This window comes from Saccharopolyspora sp. 7B, assembly GCF_020177435.1.
Lineage (GTDB): Bacteria > Actinomycetota > Actinomycetes > Mycobacteriales > Pseudonocardiaceae > Saccharopolyspora_C > Saccharopolyspora_C gregorii.
Genome location: NZ_JAIUKC010000212.1, coordinates 1 through 15,037, shown reverse-complemented (window position 1 = coordinate 15,037; position 15,037 = coordinate 1). Strand labels below are relative to the sequence as shown.

The window sequence follows — 15,037 nt, the reverse complement described above, 5'->3', positions numbered from 1 at the left end:
GCCGAACCACCCGCCCCGCCCCTGAGCGGTCCGCCCGAGCCCGCCCGGCGGACGCGCCTTCCGATCAGCCGGTGCGGATCAGCGGCCACAGCCGGGACCACGGCCGCACCGGGTCCGAGTACCGGAGCACCGACACGCCCTGCGCGAGGTTCACCACCGGCCCGGTCCGCACCCGCGCGATCGGAGTGCGTTCGGCGAAGTGCGGCGCGAGCGGCTCGGCGGCCCCCACGTACAGCAACACCGTGGCGCCGTCCGGCGGAGCACCGAAGTACCAGTACCCGCGGTTCGGGCTGTGCACCGGAGGCAGCCCGGCCGCCGGCCCGAGCACGTCGAGCGCCGCCGCCAGGTGGTAGGTCTCGGCGACGAGCGCGGTCCGCCGCCGCTGCTCCGGCGGCAGCGAGCGGTAGGCGGCCGCGACGGTCGCGGTGAGCTCCGGCCACCCCGTCTCGTACATCCGGCTGTAGGGGGCCAGCTGCGGGTGCCGGGCCGCCACCGGCAGCGGGGCGAGCGGCAGCAGCGCCAGCGGCAGCACCGCCGAGACCGCGAACGCGGGCCCCACCACCCACGACCACCGCGCGGTCCGCCGGTGCCGGAGACCGACGGCGCCCGCGGCGAACAACAGGCCGTAGAGCCCCGAGAGGTAGTTCGGCCGTCCCGAGGCCAGCAGGTGGAACGCGGCGAGCAGCAGCACCGCCCAGCCGAGGAACCGCACGGGCCGCAGCCGTTCGTCCCGCAGCAGGCACCACGTCCCGAAGCAGCACAGCGCGGCCCCCACCACGGGCCCGGCGTAGAGCAGCACCGCGGGCAGCAGCAGGAGCCGGTCGGTCTCACCACCCACCACGCCCGCCATGTCCACCGCGGGCCAGCCGTGCGCGATCTGCCAGGCCAGCGCCGGTGCGGCCGCCACCGCGGCGAGCAGCGCACCGGCCCACAGCGCGGGGCGCCGCAGCAGCTCGCGCGGGCCGGAGATCAGCACCCCGAGCAGCAGCGCCGCGCACAGCAGCACGATCTGGAACTTCGTCTGCACCCCGACGGCGGCGACCACCCCGGCGAGCAGCAGCAGCCGGTCCCGCCGGATCCCGGCCCGGTGCAGCCGGACCCACCGCGCCACCGGCCACAGCAGCGCGAGCCACTGCGCGGGCTCCAGCGTCGCGGCGGCCAGCCAGTGCCCGCTCAGCAGCAGCCACGGCGACAGCGCGCACGCGGCGGCGGCGATCACCTGGGCGCGCCGGTCCGCGCCGAGCTCGCGGGCGAGCAGCGCGGTGCCCGCGATGCCGAACGCGGCGATCAGCGCGGCGGGCAGCCGCAGCGCGAGCAGCGAACCGGGCGCGACGGCGTCGATCGCGGCGGCCAGCAGCGGCACCAGCGGCTGCTGGTCCATGTAGCCCCAGTCCAGGTGGTGCTTCCCGGCGGCGATGAAGTACAGCTCGTCGGACAGGTACCCGTAGCGCCCGCTGACCAGGAGCAGCAGCAGCGCGGCGAGTCCGGCGAGCAGCAGCACCGGCCCGCGCGCGAACGGCGGTGGCCCGGTGTTCTCCCCGCCGGTCGCGGCGCACGTGGGCTGCTCGGTCGGCGCTGGCACCCGTTCCCCCTCGTCGACGGCGGCCGGTGGACGTCCGGCGCGGCGCGAGTCTAGGCGCGGTGGGGGTGCGGGCGCGGCGACCCGCCCGGCGTGGTCAGCGGGCCGGTTGCCAGGGATGCGCGAGGAAGGTGCGCCACGCCAGTTCCCACGGGAACCGGTGCAGGTGGGCCGCACCGGTGCCGGGCTCGTGCTGCTCGTAGACGTCGGGCCCGGCGAGCACCTCGACGCCCCAGCCGCCGAGGCTGCGCATCGCCTCCCGCACGGCGGGGAACGCGATCTGCGCCCGGTTGGAGAACGGCATCGCCACCACCGGCTGCCGCTTGCCGACGGCTTCCACCAGCAGCCCCAGCGGCAGCGTGTCGGAGATGCCCGCCGCCCACTTCGCGAGGCTGTTGCAGGTGATCGGCGCGGCGATCATGCCGTCCGCGGGCGGCAGTTCGTCGGCCGCGGCGGGGTCCTTGTACTCGCTGCGCACCGGGTGCCCGGTCTTCGCGGCCAGCGCCTCGACGTCGAGGAACCGCCTGCCGTCGGGGGAGGTGACGACGCACACCTCCCACCCGTCGGCCTGCGCGAGTTCCACCAGCCGCCCCACGTCGCGCGCCGCGGGCGAGCCCATCGCGAGTGCGTACAGCACGGGTCTGCCGTCGTCGAGCACGGTGCCGCTCACCGCCGGATGCCGCACCAGGCGGCGAAGTGGGACAGGCTGTTCGTGGAGCGGGCGTCGCTGGCGGCCAGCGACTGCACCGTCTCGTGCACCTGCGGGTGGTACCGGGTCAGCTGCGGCGCGATCCGCCGCGCGGTCTGCAGGCACTCCAGCGAGCGCCGCCGGTCGCCGTGCAGCAGCCAGCCCCGGGAGAGGTCGATCCAGTAGTGCCCGCTGCGGCTCGGCGCGGTGTGCTCGGGCAGCTCCACGGTGGCGGCCCTGGTGACCGCGGTGGTGCCGTCGGCGAGCTCGACCGGTACGGCGACGCCGTGGATGTCGACGTTGGTGGCACCGAACTTGGTGCCGTAGTGGTTGGCCTCGTCCTGGCCGTCGACGACCATCGCGCGGGCCTCCCGCAGGTGCTCGTCGGCGAGGTCGGCGTCGGCGGTGCGCGCGGCCATGATCGCGGCGCGCAGGTGCACCGCGCCGCGCACCGCGGAGGTCGCCGGGGTCTCCGGCTCCGACCCGATCAGGCCCAGCGACCGGTCCAGGGAGCGCAGCCCGGCGTTGTAGGAGCCGTCGAACAGCAGGACCAGCGCGTGGTTCCACTCGGCCACCGAACCGCGCACCGGGTCCGCGCCGCGGGCGGAGGCGGCCCGCGCCCGCTCGTCGGCCAGGTGGCACAGGTCGAGGTGCCCCAGCCGGTACAACGCGATCATCGTGTAGGAGTACGCGGTCGCGAGCAGTTCGTGCACCGCGGGGACGTCCGGGTGCGCCCGCACCGCGTGGTGCAGGTGCCGGAGCACGTCGGGCAGCGCCTGCACCGCCTCGGCGTGCCGGGTCCGCCGGTCCCACTCCTTGATCCGGGCCACATCGGCGCGCAGGTCGGCGATGCTGCGCGGGTCGGTGTCCAGCTGCGGGTCGTCGCCCTCGACCAGCGCCTGGCGCAGCGCGGGCACGCCCGCCTGGTCCGAGGACGGCCCGGCGAGGCGGCTGTGGTGCGGTTGCTCGGTGAGGTCGGTGATGTTGATGGACAGCGCTCGCGCGACGGCGGCCACGAACGAGTGGCTGGCCGCGCGCTCACCGCGCTCCACCTTGCGCAGCAGCGAATAGGAGACCGCCGCCCGCACCGACAGCGCCCGCTGCGTCACGCCGTGGATCTTGCGGAGTTCGGCGATGCGGGAACCGATCCGAGTCGGATTGTCGGTTTCGACGTCGTCGCCGGGACCCTCCGGTGCGAGGGCGGTTTCCATGCCGTTTCCGTGCGTCATGCTGTCTTCCCCCTTGTACGCCCCGCTCACGAAACCTGATCGGCTGCGGGAGGGCAATCGGAACTCGGCGGGTGTGGCGATTGTGTGGCACTCCGATATCCGATTTCGGTCCACTGTCAGCCTATGCGATCAGCAGCTGAGAATCGGCGCGCATTCCTCGATTCCCGCCCGGACGGCGCGGGAGAGGACACGACGAAGGGGGGTGTGGCGGCGTCCGCGGTGCGGGCCTACCCGGAGCTGGCGGGTCTCAACGACCTGCGAGCGGCGGGGTGGTCCTTCCGCGCCGTCGCGGACGACGAGGGGGAGATCGGCGGTCTGGTCGGCTGGCGGGACACCGCGACCTGCATGGACGTGCTGTGGATCTTCGGTCAGGACGAGTGCCGCGCGGCGCGGATCATGCCCGCCGCCACCGCGGCGCCGGGGGAGTTGGTGTGGAGCCGGACGGGGGATCTGGCGACCTGCGTGGCGGCCCTGCTGGGCCTGCCCGGGGCCTGACCGGAGCATCCGGTTCCCGAACGTTCGTGGACGACCCGGCCGTGGGGGTGGCCGGGTCGTTCGCTTTCCGCGGTGCGCCCGCGCAGCGCTACCTACTAACGACTTCACTCGTTGGTACTAAGGCGGCCGCTCCCCGGTTCCTACTTCGGGGGAATGATCGGCGTCACACCGATCAATTGCGCGACTCTTCTCGTGGACGTTCTCGCGGCCCCGGCTGAATGGTCGCGCGGCGTTATTGTCCTGGCCCGCGGTCGAGGGGTCGGATCGTATTCTGGTCGAGGAGTCGGGGTAATTGTGGAAATGCGAGATAAATGCGCCGGAACGACCGTGCCGCGGAGCGTTCCGGTCGGTTCGAATCGAATTCCCGCGATGCTCTCCGGAATGGTGCCGCCGGACCCGCCGGAGCGTTGGCGGAGGGCCGGTCGCCGTGGATCGATCGTCCCGCCGGTGGCGCGCGATGCGTCGGTCGGTGCGGCGGCGCCGCTGCGCCCGCCGAGGTGTGCCGGGCGTCCGGACCGGACGGCTTCGCGGCAGGTCGCGGGCGGGGCGGGTGGAGTGCCGCGCGGGCTGCCGCCCGAGTGCTCGGCGGCGGCCGAATGCCGTCGGGCCCGAGATGTCCGCCGATGCCGGTATCGTGCGGCGTGTCGCTCCGGAATGCCGGGGTGTCGCGCCGCGGACTCACCACGGGTGACCGGTCGGTGACGGTGCGCTGGACCATTCCGCGCGAGGTTTCGGCCCGGCGGGAATCGGGCGGGGAGGGTGCCTTCCGCCGGGGCGTCCTGATCGGGAGCGGGTGGGCCCGCGCCGTTTCGCCGCAAGGGCGCTCTTGTTTTACCCGGGAGTAGTGAATCGTCGCCGGGAAGACGCGCGGAGAACAGCTGCGGAATTCACGTCGACCGGCCCGCCGAGCGCGTCTCGCCCTTGAGTCCTCCGGGTGATCGGCGTAGGAACACCACGCCGAGCTGTATCGTGCGTCACAGGGCGGCCGAGAGGCTCGCGGGCTGGCCCGCGGCCGGAAGGGGAACGGGTGCAGGTGTGAGTACGAACGGGCACCAGCCTCCGCAGCGACCGGAGGCCGGTCCGGCCTCGAACAGCGCGGGGGAACCGCCGCGCAAGCTCAACCGCGTGGTGATCCGCTTCGCGGGCGACTCCGGCGACGGCATGCAGCTCACCGGCGACCGCTTCACCTCGGAAGCGGCGGCCTTCGGCAACGACCTGGCGACGCTGCCGAACTTCCCGGCCGAGATCCGGGCTCCCGCGGGCACGCTGCCCGGGGTCTCCAGCTTCCAGCTGCACTTCGCCGACTACGACATCCTCACCCCCGGCGACCGGCCCGACGTGCTGGTCGCGATGAACCCGGCGGCGCTGAAGTCGAACCTCGGCGACCTGCCGCCCGGCGGCACCCTCATCGTCAACACCGACGAGTTCACCAAGCGGAACCTCACCAAGGTCGGCTACGCGCAGAACCCGCTCGAATCGGGCGAGCTCGAACCGTACGTGGTCCACCTGGTGCCGATGGCGGAGCTGACCCGCGGCGCGGCCGAACCGGCCGGGGTGGGGCGCAAGGACGCCGAACGGGCCAAGAACATGTTCGCGCTCGGCCTGCTCTCCTGGATGTACCACCGGCCCACCGAGGGCACCGAGCGGTTCCTGCGGGAGAAGTTCGCGAAGAAGCCCGACATCGCCGAGGCGAACGTGCTCGCGTTCCGCGCCGGCTGGAACTACGGCGAGACGACCGAGGCGTTCGCGGTCACCTACGAGGTGGCGCCCGCGACGCTGCCGAAGGGCACCTACCGGCAGATCACCGGGAACGCGGCGCTCGCCTACGGGCTGGTCGCGGCCGGGCAGCGCAGCGGGCTGCCGGTGTTCCTCGGCACCTACCCGATCACCCCGGCCTCGGACGTGCTGCACGAGCTGGCCAAGCACAAGAACTTCGGCATCACCACCTTCCAGGCCGAGGACGAGATCGCCGGGGTCGGTGCCGCCCTCGGCGCCTCCTTCGGCGGTTCGCTGGGGGTGACGACGACCTCCGGGCCGGGTCTGGCGCTGAAGTCGGAGACCATCGGGCTCGCCGTCACCCTGGAGCTGCCGCTGCTCGTCTGCGACATCCAGCGCGGCGGCCCCTCCACCGGGCTGCCCACCAAGACCGAGCAGGCCGACCTGCTGCAGGCGCTGCACGGCCGCAACGGCGAATCCCCGGTGCCGGTGCTGGCCCCGCGCTCCCCGGCGGACTGCTTCGAGGTGGCGCTGGAAGCCGCCCGGATCGCGCTGGCCTACCGCACCCCGGTGCTGCTCCTGTCCGACGGCGCGGTCGCCAACGGCTCCGAACCGTGGCTGATCCCGGACATCACCGCGCTGCCGGACCTGCGGGTGCGGTTCGCGACCGGACCGAACGCGCCGGACGGCTCCGGCGAGTTCTGGCCGTACGTGCGCGACCCGGAGACCCTGGCCCGCGAGTGGGCGGTGCCGGGCACCCCGGGCACCGAGCACCGCATCGGCGGGCTGGAGAAGGCCGACGGCTCCGGCGCGATCTCCTACGACCCGGACAACCACGACCGGATGGTGCGGCTGCGCCAGGCGAAGGTCGACGGCGTCGAGGTGCCGGAGCTGGCGGTGGACGACCCGTCCGGCGAGGCCAGGGTGCTGGTGCTCGGCTGGGGCTCCTCGTACGGGCCGATCGGCGCGGCCTGCCGCCGCGTCCGCGGACTGGGCATGCCGATCGCGCAGGCGCACCTGCGCTACCTGAACCCGATGCCGGCGAACCTCGGCGAGGTGCTGCACCGCTACGACCGGGTGATCGTGCCGGAGATGAACCTCGGCCAGCTCGCGATGCTGCTGCGCGCCCGCTTCCTGGTGGACGTGCACAGCCACACCAAGGTCGCGGGCCTGCCGTTCCAGGCGGAAGAACTCCAGAACGTGCTCACCGATGTGCTGCGAGGGGTGTCTGCGTGACCACCACGGACCTCGGACTGCCGGAGCTGGGCGGCCTGCACGGCGTGCCCACCAGCGACGAGAAGCAGACCGCGAAGGACTACAAGTCCGACCAGGAGGTGCGGTGGTGCCCCGGCTGCGGGGACTACATCGTGCTCAACGCGGTGCAGAGCTTCCTGCCGACGCTGGGGCTCAAGCGGGAGAACATCGTGTTCATCTCGGGCATCGGCTGCTCCAGCCGGTTCCCGTACTACATGAACACCTACGGGATGCACTCCATCCACGGCCGCGCCCCGGCCATCGCCACCGGGCTCGCCACCCAGCGGCCCGACCTGTCGGTGTGGGTGGTGACCGGGGACGGCGACGCGCTGTCCATCGGCGGCAACCACCTGATCCACGCGCTGCGGCGCAACGTGAACCTGAAGATCCTGCTGTTCAACAACCGGATCTACGGGCTGACGAAGGGCCAGTACTCGCCGACCTCCGAGGTCGGGAAGGTCACCAAGTCCACGCCCGCCGGGTCGCTGGACACGCCGTTCAACCCGGTGTCGCTGGCGCTGGGCGCGGAGGCGAGCTTCGTGGCCCGCACCCTCGACTCGGACCGGGCGCACGTCACCGAGGTGCTGCGGGCCGCCGCCGAGCACCGGGGCAGCGCGCTGGTGGAGATCTACCAGAACTGCCCGATCTTCAACGACGGCGCGTTCGACGTGCTCAAGGACGCGGAGGAGAAGCAGCGGCGGCTCATCCCGCTGCGCCACGGCGAGCCGATCGTGTTCGGCCCGGAGGGCGCGCGGCAGGCGGTGGTGCGCGGGCCGGAGGGCGAGCTGCGGATCGCCGAGCACGACGCGGTGAACGCCGGGGACGTCGTGGTGCACGACGCCGAGCGGGCGGACAGCTCGTTCGCCTACGCGCTGTCCCGGCTGGGCGGGGTGGACCTGGACCCGACGGTGACCGGGGTGTTCCGCGCGGTCTCCCGCCCCACCTACGACGACGCGGCCCGGGCCCAGGTCGCGGCCGCCGCGGAGAACGATCCGCCGGACCTCCAGCGGCTGCTCACCGGCAACGACACCTGGACGATCTGACCGCCCGCCGCGGCTTCGGGCCGGACGAGTTCACCGGGGTCGCTTGCGGGCGACCAGGGCGTCGATCAAGCGGGGCAGGTGTTCCCCGGACAGCCACAGGCTCAGCAGCAGCACCGTCCACGACGCCCCCAGCGCCCAGCCCGCCAGCACGTCGGTCGGCGAGTGCACCCCCAGCACCACCCGGCTGAACCCGGTGATCACGACCGCGAGGACCGCTCCGGCGAACACCGCGCCGCGCGCCCAGCGGGAGCGCAGCAGCCGCAGCCCGAACGCGCCCAACATCAGGTACAAAGCCGCCGCGTGCGCCGAATGCCCGGACGGGAAGCCGAAACCGTCCTCGACGACGAGCGCGTCCACCACCTGCGGCCGCGGCCGCGCGATCATGATCTTGAACAGGTACACGGCCAGGCCCGTCCCGGCTGAGGACACCGCCAGCAGCACCAGCGGCCCCCACCGCTTCCGGGTGAGGCCGATCAGCACCCCGATCGCCAGGCTCACCGGCAGCACCACCAGCACGTCCCCGAGCCAGGTCAGCACCGACAGCGCCCCGACCAGCAGACCGGACCGCAGCCCCAGCGACACCCGCAGCAGGTGCTCGTCCACCCGCAGCACCGGCCCGCCCTGGTAGACCTGCTCGGCGAGCCCGGCGAAGCACCACACGCCGAACGCGCTCAGCAGCAGTCCCACCGGGATCGGCAGCCACGGGTAGGCGGCGATCAGGTCGCGCACCCCCGCGTGCCGCGCCGGGGGCTCGTCCCGCTCGTCCTGGTCCTCGGTGTCGGGGCGGGAGGCCGCGGCCACTGCTCAACTCCTCGCGTGCTGGTCGGCCGGTGCGCGACCGGCTGGGGGATTCGCCCGATCCTACCGATCAGCGCGCGGCGGACCGGTGATCAGGCACCGCCGGTGGTGCGGCGGACGACGCGGGCGGCGACCTCGCGCAGCTTCACGTTGTGCCGCTGGCTCTGCTCCCGCAGCAGGACGAACGCCTCGTCCGCGGTGCAGCCGCGCTGCGCCATCAGGATCCCCTTGGCCTGGTCGATCTCGGCGCGCGAGGTCAGCGCCTGCTGCAGCTGGTCGCTCAGCTGCTGCTTGTCGGCGTGCTTGAGCAGGCACCACAGCCCGGTGGCGGCCAGGTCGGCGATGAGCCTGCCCAGCAGGAAGTCCTCGTCGTAGGAGTGCGGCGCCTTCGCGTAGTAGCTGACCACGCCGAGCGGCCGGTCCCCGACGAACATCGGCGCCGCGCAGCAGGACCCGACGCCCCGCTCGGCGGCCGCCGCCGCGAACTCCGGCCAGCGCGGCTCGTCGGCGGTGTCGGCGACCACGACCGCGGACCGGGCGGCCAGGGCTTCCGGCACCGGACCGGTCCCGGCCGCGTACTGCGACTGCTCCAGCGCGTTGTGCTCGGCGAGGTGCGGCACCAGCGACACCGGGTGCCCGTCGCGCAGCACCGTGACCCCGCACGAGCCGGTCGGTTCGTGCGCGCGCACCGCCAGCATCGCGGTCTCCCACACGACCTCGTCGACCGCGTCGGTGGAGAGCACGATCGACGGCAGTTCGCTCAGCGAACCGACCAGCGCGGGCACCCCGCTCGTGACGGGTTCGTTCTCGGCTTCCCGCTGCGCCACGGCATCGCTCCCGCTGCTCGGCATCACCTGGACCCGGACCAGTATCCCCGAGGCGCCTCGTGCATCCGCGGTACCGGAACTCACCCGCGCGACCGGTCCGCGCCCGCCCGCGCCGTGCGACGGTCCGCCGAGGACCGCGACGAGGAAGGCGGCCGGCGATGACCCGGACAGAGCGCACAGCCACCCGGCAGCGGGTACCGCACTCGTTCCCGTACGTGCTGATGTACCACTCGGTGTCCGAGTACACCGACGACCCGTACCTGGTGACCGTGGACCCGGCGCGCTTCGAGCGGCAGCTGCGCTGGCTGCGGGCCCGCGGCTGCACCGGGGTGTCCATGCGGGAGCTGCTGGCGGCGCGGCGGGCCGGGCGGGCCCGCGGGCTGGTGGGGCTGACCTTCGACGACGGCTACACCGACTTCGCCGAGGTGGTGCACCCGCTGCTGCGGCGCTTCGGCTGGACGGCGACGGTGTTCGTGATCTCCGGGATGCTCGGCGGGCACAACCGGTGGGACCCGGCGGGCCCGCGGAAACCGCTGATGACCGAGGAACAGGTCGCGGAGGTCGCCGCCGCCGGGATGGAGATCGGCTCGCACAGCGTGCAGCACCGCAGGCTCACCGAGCTCGAACCGGCGGAGCTCGCCGCGGAGGTCGGCAAGAGCCGCCCGGTGCTGCAGGCCATCTCCGGGCAACCGGTGGACGGCTTCTGCTACCCGTACGGCGCGGTGGACGCGGCCGTCGTCGCCGCCGTCCGCGAAGCGGGCTACGGGTACGGCTGCGCCATCTGGCGCTCCGCGTCGTCCGGGACGCACGCGCTGCCCCGGACCTACGTCGGCGACCGGGACGGGACGCTGCGGCTCGATGCGAAGCGCGTCCGGCACGTGCTCGCCGCCGACTCGGGAATCCTGCGGTTTCGGTAGGGGCGCTACCGCCGTTGGGGGAGCGGTCCGGGCCCGCTGAGCTGCGAGTCTGAAGCCCGCAGCGAACCGACCGGCGCGGCGGATCGAGGTGGGGGCCGAGACCGCCGCGCCGGACGCGGCGACACCGGGCACCGGCGGGCGGAGCACGCCCCGGGCCCGGCAGGGGGACACGCGCAACCGGGGGAGGAAACGTGACCCAGCATCACCTCGCGCTGGCGGTCAACGGGCGGGAACGCCAGCTGTCCGATCGGCTGGTGGCCTACCAGGACCGGTCGGAGGAGGACGCGGTCCGCCGCGTCGCCGGGCTCGACGCCCCGCTGCCGGGCACCCGGCAGGAAGCGGTGGTGATCCTCGGACTCGGGTACGTCGGGCTGCCCACCGCCTGCGGGCTCGCCGCCCGCCGCTCCCGCGTCGTCGGCGTCGACATCAGCGAGCAGCGGCTGCGGGACATCGCCGACGGGGACGTGGACCTGCCGGAGGGGGAGCGGGCCGTGCTGCACGAGGCGCTCGGCGACGGGACGCTGCGGCTCGCCGAGGACCCGTCCGCGCTGGCCGAGGCCGACACCGTCGTGGTGTGCGTGCCGACCCCGGTGGACGACGAGCGGAGCCCGGACCTGGCGGCGCTGCGGTCCGCCTGCGCGACCGCGGTGGCGCACGCCCGCCCGGGGCAGACGATCATCCTCACCTCCACGACGTTCGTCGGCACCACGCGGGAACTGCTGGTGGAACCGCTGCGGCGGCGCGGGCTGGCCGTCGGCAGCCAGGTGCACGTGGCGTTCAGCCCGGAGCGCATCGACCCCGGCAACCACGACCACTCGCAGCGGCACACCCCGCGCATCGTCGGCGGCGTCACCCCCGAGTGCTCGGCGCGGGCGGCGCGGGTCATCGGCGACCTCACCGACTCGGTGTACCTGGTGAGCTCCCCGGAGGCGGCGGAGCTGACCAAGCTGTACGAGAACATCTTCCGCGCCGTGAACCTGGCGCTGGCCAACGAGATGGCCGACATCTGCGGCGCGCTGGAGCTGGATCCGATCGAGGTGACGGTCGCGGCGGGCACCAAGCCGTACGGCTTCCTCGGCAGCTTCCCCGGGCCGGGCGTCGGCGGGCACTGCATCCCCTGCGACCCGCACTACCTGCTGTGGCAGCTGCGGGAGCGGGGCGTGGCCGCGCCGATGATCGACCAGGCGATGCGATCCATCGACCTGCGGCCGGACCAGGTGGTGCGCCGCGCCGAGCAGCTGCTGGCCGCCGCGGGCACCCCCGCGGCCGGGGCTCGGGTGCTGATCGCGGGCGTGAGCTACAAGGCGGGCGTGCGGGACCTGCGGGAGTCCCCGGCGCTGCCGATCATCGCCGGGCTCACCCGGCTCGGCGCGGACGTGCGCTACCACGACCCGCTCATCGGGGAGGTCGTGCTGCCCGACGGGTCCACGCTGACCGGGGAACCGGAACCGCGCGGCGCGGACTGGGACCTCGTCGTCGTGCACACCGTGCACCCCGGGCTGGACTACTCGTGGGCGGAGGACTGCCCGCAGGTCCTCGACGCGACCTACCAGTTCGACCTGGCCCCGCACCGGCAGGTCGTGTGAGGGATGCGCACCCCGGAACCGGCCGGCATCGACACCGCCACGCCCGCGGTCGTGTTCAAGCTGGACCCGAACGCGCTGCACCACGGCGGGCTCGGGCTGATCCGCAGCCTGGGCCGCGCCGGGGTGCCGGTGTACGCGGTGCACGAGGACCCGATGGCGCCGGCCGCGCACTCCCGCTACCTGCGCGGCCGCTGGTGGTGGCGGCCGGAGCTCGCCGACCCGGAGCGGATCAACCTGGGGCTGGCGGCGCTGGCGGAGAAGCTCGGCAGGCCCGCGGTGCTGTTCCCCACCGACGACGCCGCCGCGATCCACCTGGCCGAGCACGGCGCGGCGCTGCGGCACTGGTTCCGGTTCCCGGATCCGCCGCCGGAGCTGCCGCGGGAGGTCGCGGGCAAGTTCACCCTGCAGGACGTGTGCCGGGACCTGGGGATCCAGACGCCCCGCGCCGAACTCGTGCGCACCAGGGCGGAGGCCGCCGAGTTCGCCGCCGAGACCGGCTACCCGCTGGTGGCGAAGCTCGCCACGCCGTGGACCTCCGGCGGCCGGGCGAAGGTCCGCAGCACCTCCATCCTGCGCACGCCGCGGGACCTGCGGGAGCTCGGCGACGCGTGGGACGAGCAGGAGACCGAGCAGCAGCGGGCGGGACTGCTGATGCTGCAGGAGTACGTGCCCGGCGGCAGCGGCAACGACTGGTTCTTCCACGCCTACCGCGGGTCCGGCGGCTGCCGGCCGGCGTTCACCGGCGTGAAGCTGCGCTCCTACCCGGCGCACGCGGGCCTGACCACGCTGGGCCGCTGCCTGTCCAACACGGTGCTGCGCGCGCAGGCGACGGAATTGTTGCGGCGCCTGGACTTCCGCGGCATCGCCGACCTGGACTTCCGGTTCGACCGGCGGGACGGCAGCTACCGGCTGCTGGACTTCAACCCCCGGCTGGGCGCGCAGTTCCGGTTGTTCCGGGACTCCGCGGGCATCGACGTGGTGCTGGCGGCCTACCTGGACCTGACCGGGCAGCCGGTGCCGGAGGGCCTGCCGCCGGTGGGCCGCCGGTTCCTGGTGGAGAACTACGACCCGCTCGGCGCGGTCGGCTACTGGCGCCGCGGCGACCTGGGGCTGCGGCAGTGGATCCGGTCGGTGTGGCGGGCGGACGAGCTCGCGTGGTTCGCCCGCGACGACCTGGCGCCGTTCGCGCTGATGTGCGGGTGGATGGGCCGTCGCGCCCTCACCCGCAGGTTCGCGCCCCGCACCGGCGTGCAGGTGGTGGAGCCGCCGCGGTACCGCGAACGGATCGAGCGGGACGCGGGGGCGGCAATTCGGCAGCGGCGACGGTCGCCGTATGCGGTCGAGGAGGGACACAGATGAACGACACCGTCGACGTCGCCATCGTGGGCGCCGGTCCGTACGGGCTGTCGCTGGCCGCGCACCTGCGGTCGGCCGGGGTCAGCTACCGGCAGTTCGGCATCCCGATGGACCTGTGGCGCAGCAGGATGCCGCGGGGCATGTTCTTGAAATCGCAGGGGTTCGCCTCGAACCTGTCCGACCCGGACCGGTCGCACACGTTGCGGAACTTCTGCCAGGAGACCGGGCACGGCTACGCGGACTACGGCGTGCCGGTATCGCTGGAGAACTTCATCTCCTACGCCGACTGGTTCCGCGAGCAGCGCGGCCTGGAGGTGGAGGAGGTGCTGGTGACCGACGTGGACCGGCAGGCGGGCGAGTTCGAGCTGGCCCTCGCCGACGGCGGCACCGCGAAGGCCCGCTCGGTGGTGGTCGCCGCGGGGGTGCAGCACTTCCCGCGCACCCCGGAGGTGTTCTCCGACCTGCCCGCCGAGCTGTGCACGCACAGCTCCGAGCACACCGACCTGTCCGGGTTCGACGGCGCCTCGGTGCTGGTGATCGGCGCGGGCCAGTCCGCGCTGGAATCGGCGGCGCTGCTGCACGAGCACGGCGCCGACGTGCGGCTGATCGCGCGCGCCCGGAACGTGGTGTGGAACGGGCGGCCGCTGTTGCCGGACCGGCCGCTGCTGCGCCGGATGCGGGAGCCGGAGGCGGGACTCGGCTCCGGCCTGTCGACCTGGTTCTACTCCGAGCACCCCGACCTGTTCCGGCACCTGCCGGAGAGCCAGCGGGTGCTGCGGGCGCGCACCGCGCTCGGGCCCGCCGGGGGGTGGTGGCTGCGCAGCCGCGTCGAAGGCGTGCTGCCGGTGCACGTGGGGCACACCGTGGACTGGGCGAAGACGGTGGGTGACCAGGTGCGGCTGGGAGTGCGCACCTTCGGCGGCGGGGGCCGCGAGTTCACCGCCGACCACGTGATCTGCGCGACCGGCTACCCGCCGGACCTGGAGCGGCTCGCGTTCGTGAACCCGAGGCTGCGGTCGCGGCTGCGGACGCTGGACCGCACCCCGCGGGTCGGGGCGGACTTCGAGTCCTCGGTGCCGGGCCTGTTCTTCATCGGGGCCGCGGTGACCCCGAGCCACGGCCCGGTGATGCGGTTCGTCTACGGCGCCGACCACGCGGTGCGGCGCGTCGGTGCCCGGCTGGCCTCGACCTCCGGCGCTCGGCGGGTCCGGGCCGGGGCGGCCGGATGAGCATCGCCGACCTGCGGTCCGGCCCCGGTCCCGTGCCGTGCCGGTGGCGCGCCCCGGTGCGGTCGGGGGCGCGCGGGGTGCCGCGGCTGCTGCCGCTGGTGCTGTGGCCGCTGGTCGACGTGGTCGCGCTGACCGCGGTGGTGCTGGTGCTGGGCGTGCCGGTGCTGCCCGCGGCGCTGTACGTGGTGGCGGTGCTGCTGGCGGTGGGCGTGGACGGCGGGCACCGGGCGCGGATCTGCTTGCGCGTCGGCGACCAGGTGCCGCGGCTGGTGCTGGACGCCGCGGTGCCCGCCGCGCTGCTGCTGCCGTGGACCGGCGCC

The 15,037-nt window shown here is 73.9% G+C and carries 12 protein-coding genes and 1 pseudogene; 8 read left to right on the top strand and 5 right to left on the bottom strand.

The annotated features are described in order from the left end of the window. Positions 1–64 precede the first annotated feature (64 nt). From LCD33_RS26445 to LCD33_RS26435, 3 genes are all read right to left on the bottom strand, one after another. Entirely contained in the window at positions 65–1,582 is a 1,518-nt protein-coding gene (locus LCD33_RS26445; RefSeq protein WP_224962190.1) for a glycosyltransferase family 39 protein, read from the bottom strand. Between the two features lie 94 nt (positions 1,583–1,676). Continuing rightward, positions 1,677–2,249: a flavoprotein gene (locus tag LCD33_RS26440; RefSeq protein WP_224962191.1), complete on the bottom strand. Its 573-nt coding sequence runs from the start codon at positions 2,247–2,249 to the stop codon at positions 1,677–1,679. Further along, the gene (locus LCD33_RS26435) at positions 2,246–3,496 is read right to left on the bottom strand and encodes a helix-turn-helix domain-containing protein (RefSeq protein ID WP_224978394.1); all 1,251 of its coding nucleotides are present in this window, start codon (positions 3,494–3,496) and stop codon (positions 2,246–2,248) included. Before LCD33_RS26435 ends, LCD33_RS26440 begins: the two co-directional genes overlap by 4 nt. Before the next feature lie 204 nt (positions 3,497–3,700). On the opposite strand from LCD33_RS26435, the gene LCD33_RS26430 reads away from it, so the two are divergent. The 3 genes from LCD33_RS26430 to LCD33_RS26420 all read left to right on the top strand — a co-directional run bounded on the left by LCD33_RS26430 (position 3,701) and on the right by LCD33_RS26420 (position 8,004). Further along, the gene (locus LCD33_RS26430; RefSeq protein WP_224978393.1) at positions 3,701–3,991 is read left to right on the top strand and encodes a hypothetical protein; all 291 of its coding nucleotides are present in this window, start codon (positions 3,701–3,703) and stop codon (positions 3,989–3,991) included. 1,035 nt (positions 3,992–5,026) lie between these two features. Further along, positions 5,027–6,943: a 2-oxoacid:acceptor oxidoreductase subunit alpha gene (locus tag LCD33_RS26425; RefSeq protein WP_374201682.1), complete on the top strand. Its 1,917-nt coding sequence runs from the start codon at positions 5,027–5,029 to the stop codon at positions 6,941–6,943. After that, on the top strand, positions 6,940–8,004 hold the full coding sequence (locus tag LCD33_RS26420; protein ID WP_224968502.1) for a 2-oxoacid:ferredoxin oxidoreductase subunit beta: 1,065 nt from the start codon (positions 6,940–6,942) through the stop codon (positions 8,002–8,004). The genes LCD33_RS26425 and LCD33_RS26420 overlap by 4 nt, the downstream gene beginning before the upstream one ends. Positions 8,005–8,034: 30 nt before the next feature. On the opposite strand, the gene LCD33_RS29520 is transcribed toward LCD33_RS26420, so the two are convergent. Next, positions 8,035–8,805 carry a phosphatase PAP2 family protein gene (locus tag LCD33_RS29520; protein WP_224962200.1) on the bottom strand — a complete coding sequence of 257 codons (771 nt, stop codon included), beginning with the start codon at positions 8,803–8,805 and terminating at the stop codon, positions 8,035–8,037. 89 nt (positions 8,806–8,894) lie between these two features. Further along, positions 8,895–9,629 carry a GAF and ANTAR domain-containing protein gene (locus LCD33_RS26410; protein ID WP_224968504.1) on the bottom strand — a complete coding sequence of 245 codons (735 nt, stop codon included), beginning with the start codon at positions 9,627–9,629 and terminating at the stop codon, positions 8,895–8,897. Positions 9,630–9,787: 158 nt separating this feature from the next. Between LCD33_RS26410 and LCD33_RS26405 the strand changes: the two genes are divergently transcribed. From LCD33_RS26405 to LCD33_RS26385, 5 genes and pseudogenes are all read left to right on the top strand, one after another. Further along, positions 9,788–10,546: a polysaccharide deacetylase family protein gene (locus LCD33_RS26405; protein WP_224962204.1), complete on the top strand. Its 759-nt coding sequence runs from the start codon at positions 9,788–9,790 to the stop codon at positions 10,544–10,546. A gap of 191 nt (positions 10,547–10,737) precedes the next feature. Further along, positions 10,738–12,132 carry a nucleotide sugar dehydrogenase gene (locus LCD33_RS26400; protein ID WP_224962206.1) on the top strand — a complete coding sequence of 465 codons (1,395 nt, stop codon included), beginning with the start codon at positions 10,738–10,740 and terminating at the stop codon, positions 12,130–12,132. Between the two features lie 3 nt (positions 12,133–12,135). Further along, entirely contained in the window at positions 12,136–13,491 is a 1,356-nt protein-coding gene (locus tag LCD33_RS26395) for a carboxylate--amine ligase (RefSeq protein WP_224968508.1), read from the top strand. Further along, a complete protein-coding gene (locus LCD33_RS26390) occupies positions 13,488–14,717 on the top strand; it encodes an NAD(P)-binding domain-containing protein (RefSeq protein WP_224978392.1) in 1,230 nt (409 codons plus the stop codon). Before LCD33_RS26395 ends, LCD33_RS26390 begins: the two co-directional genes overlap by 4 nt. Then, positions 14,714–15,037 (top strand): annotated as a pseudogene (locus LCD33_RS26385) (hypothetical protein); the annotation flags it as partial. The gene LCD33_RS26390 and the pseudogene LCD33_RS26385, both read left to right, overlap by 4 nt.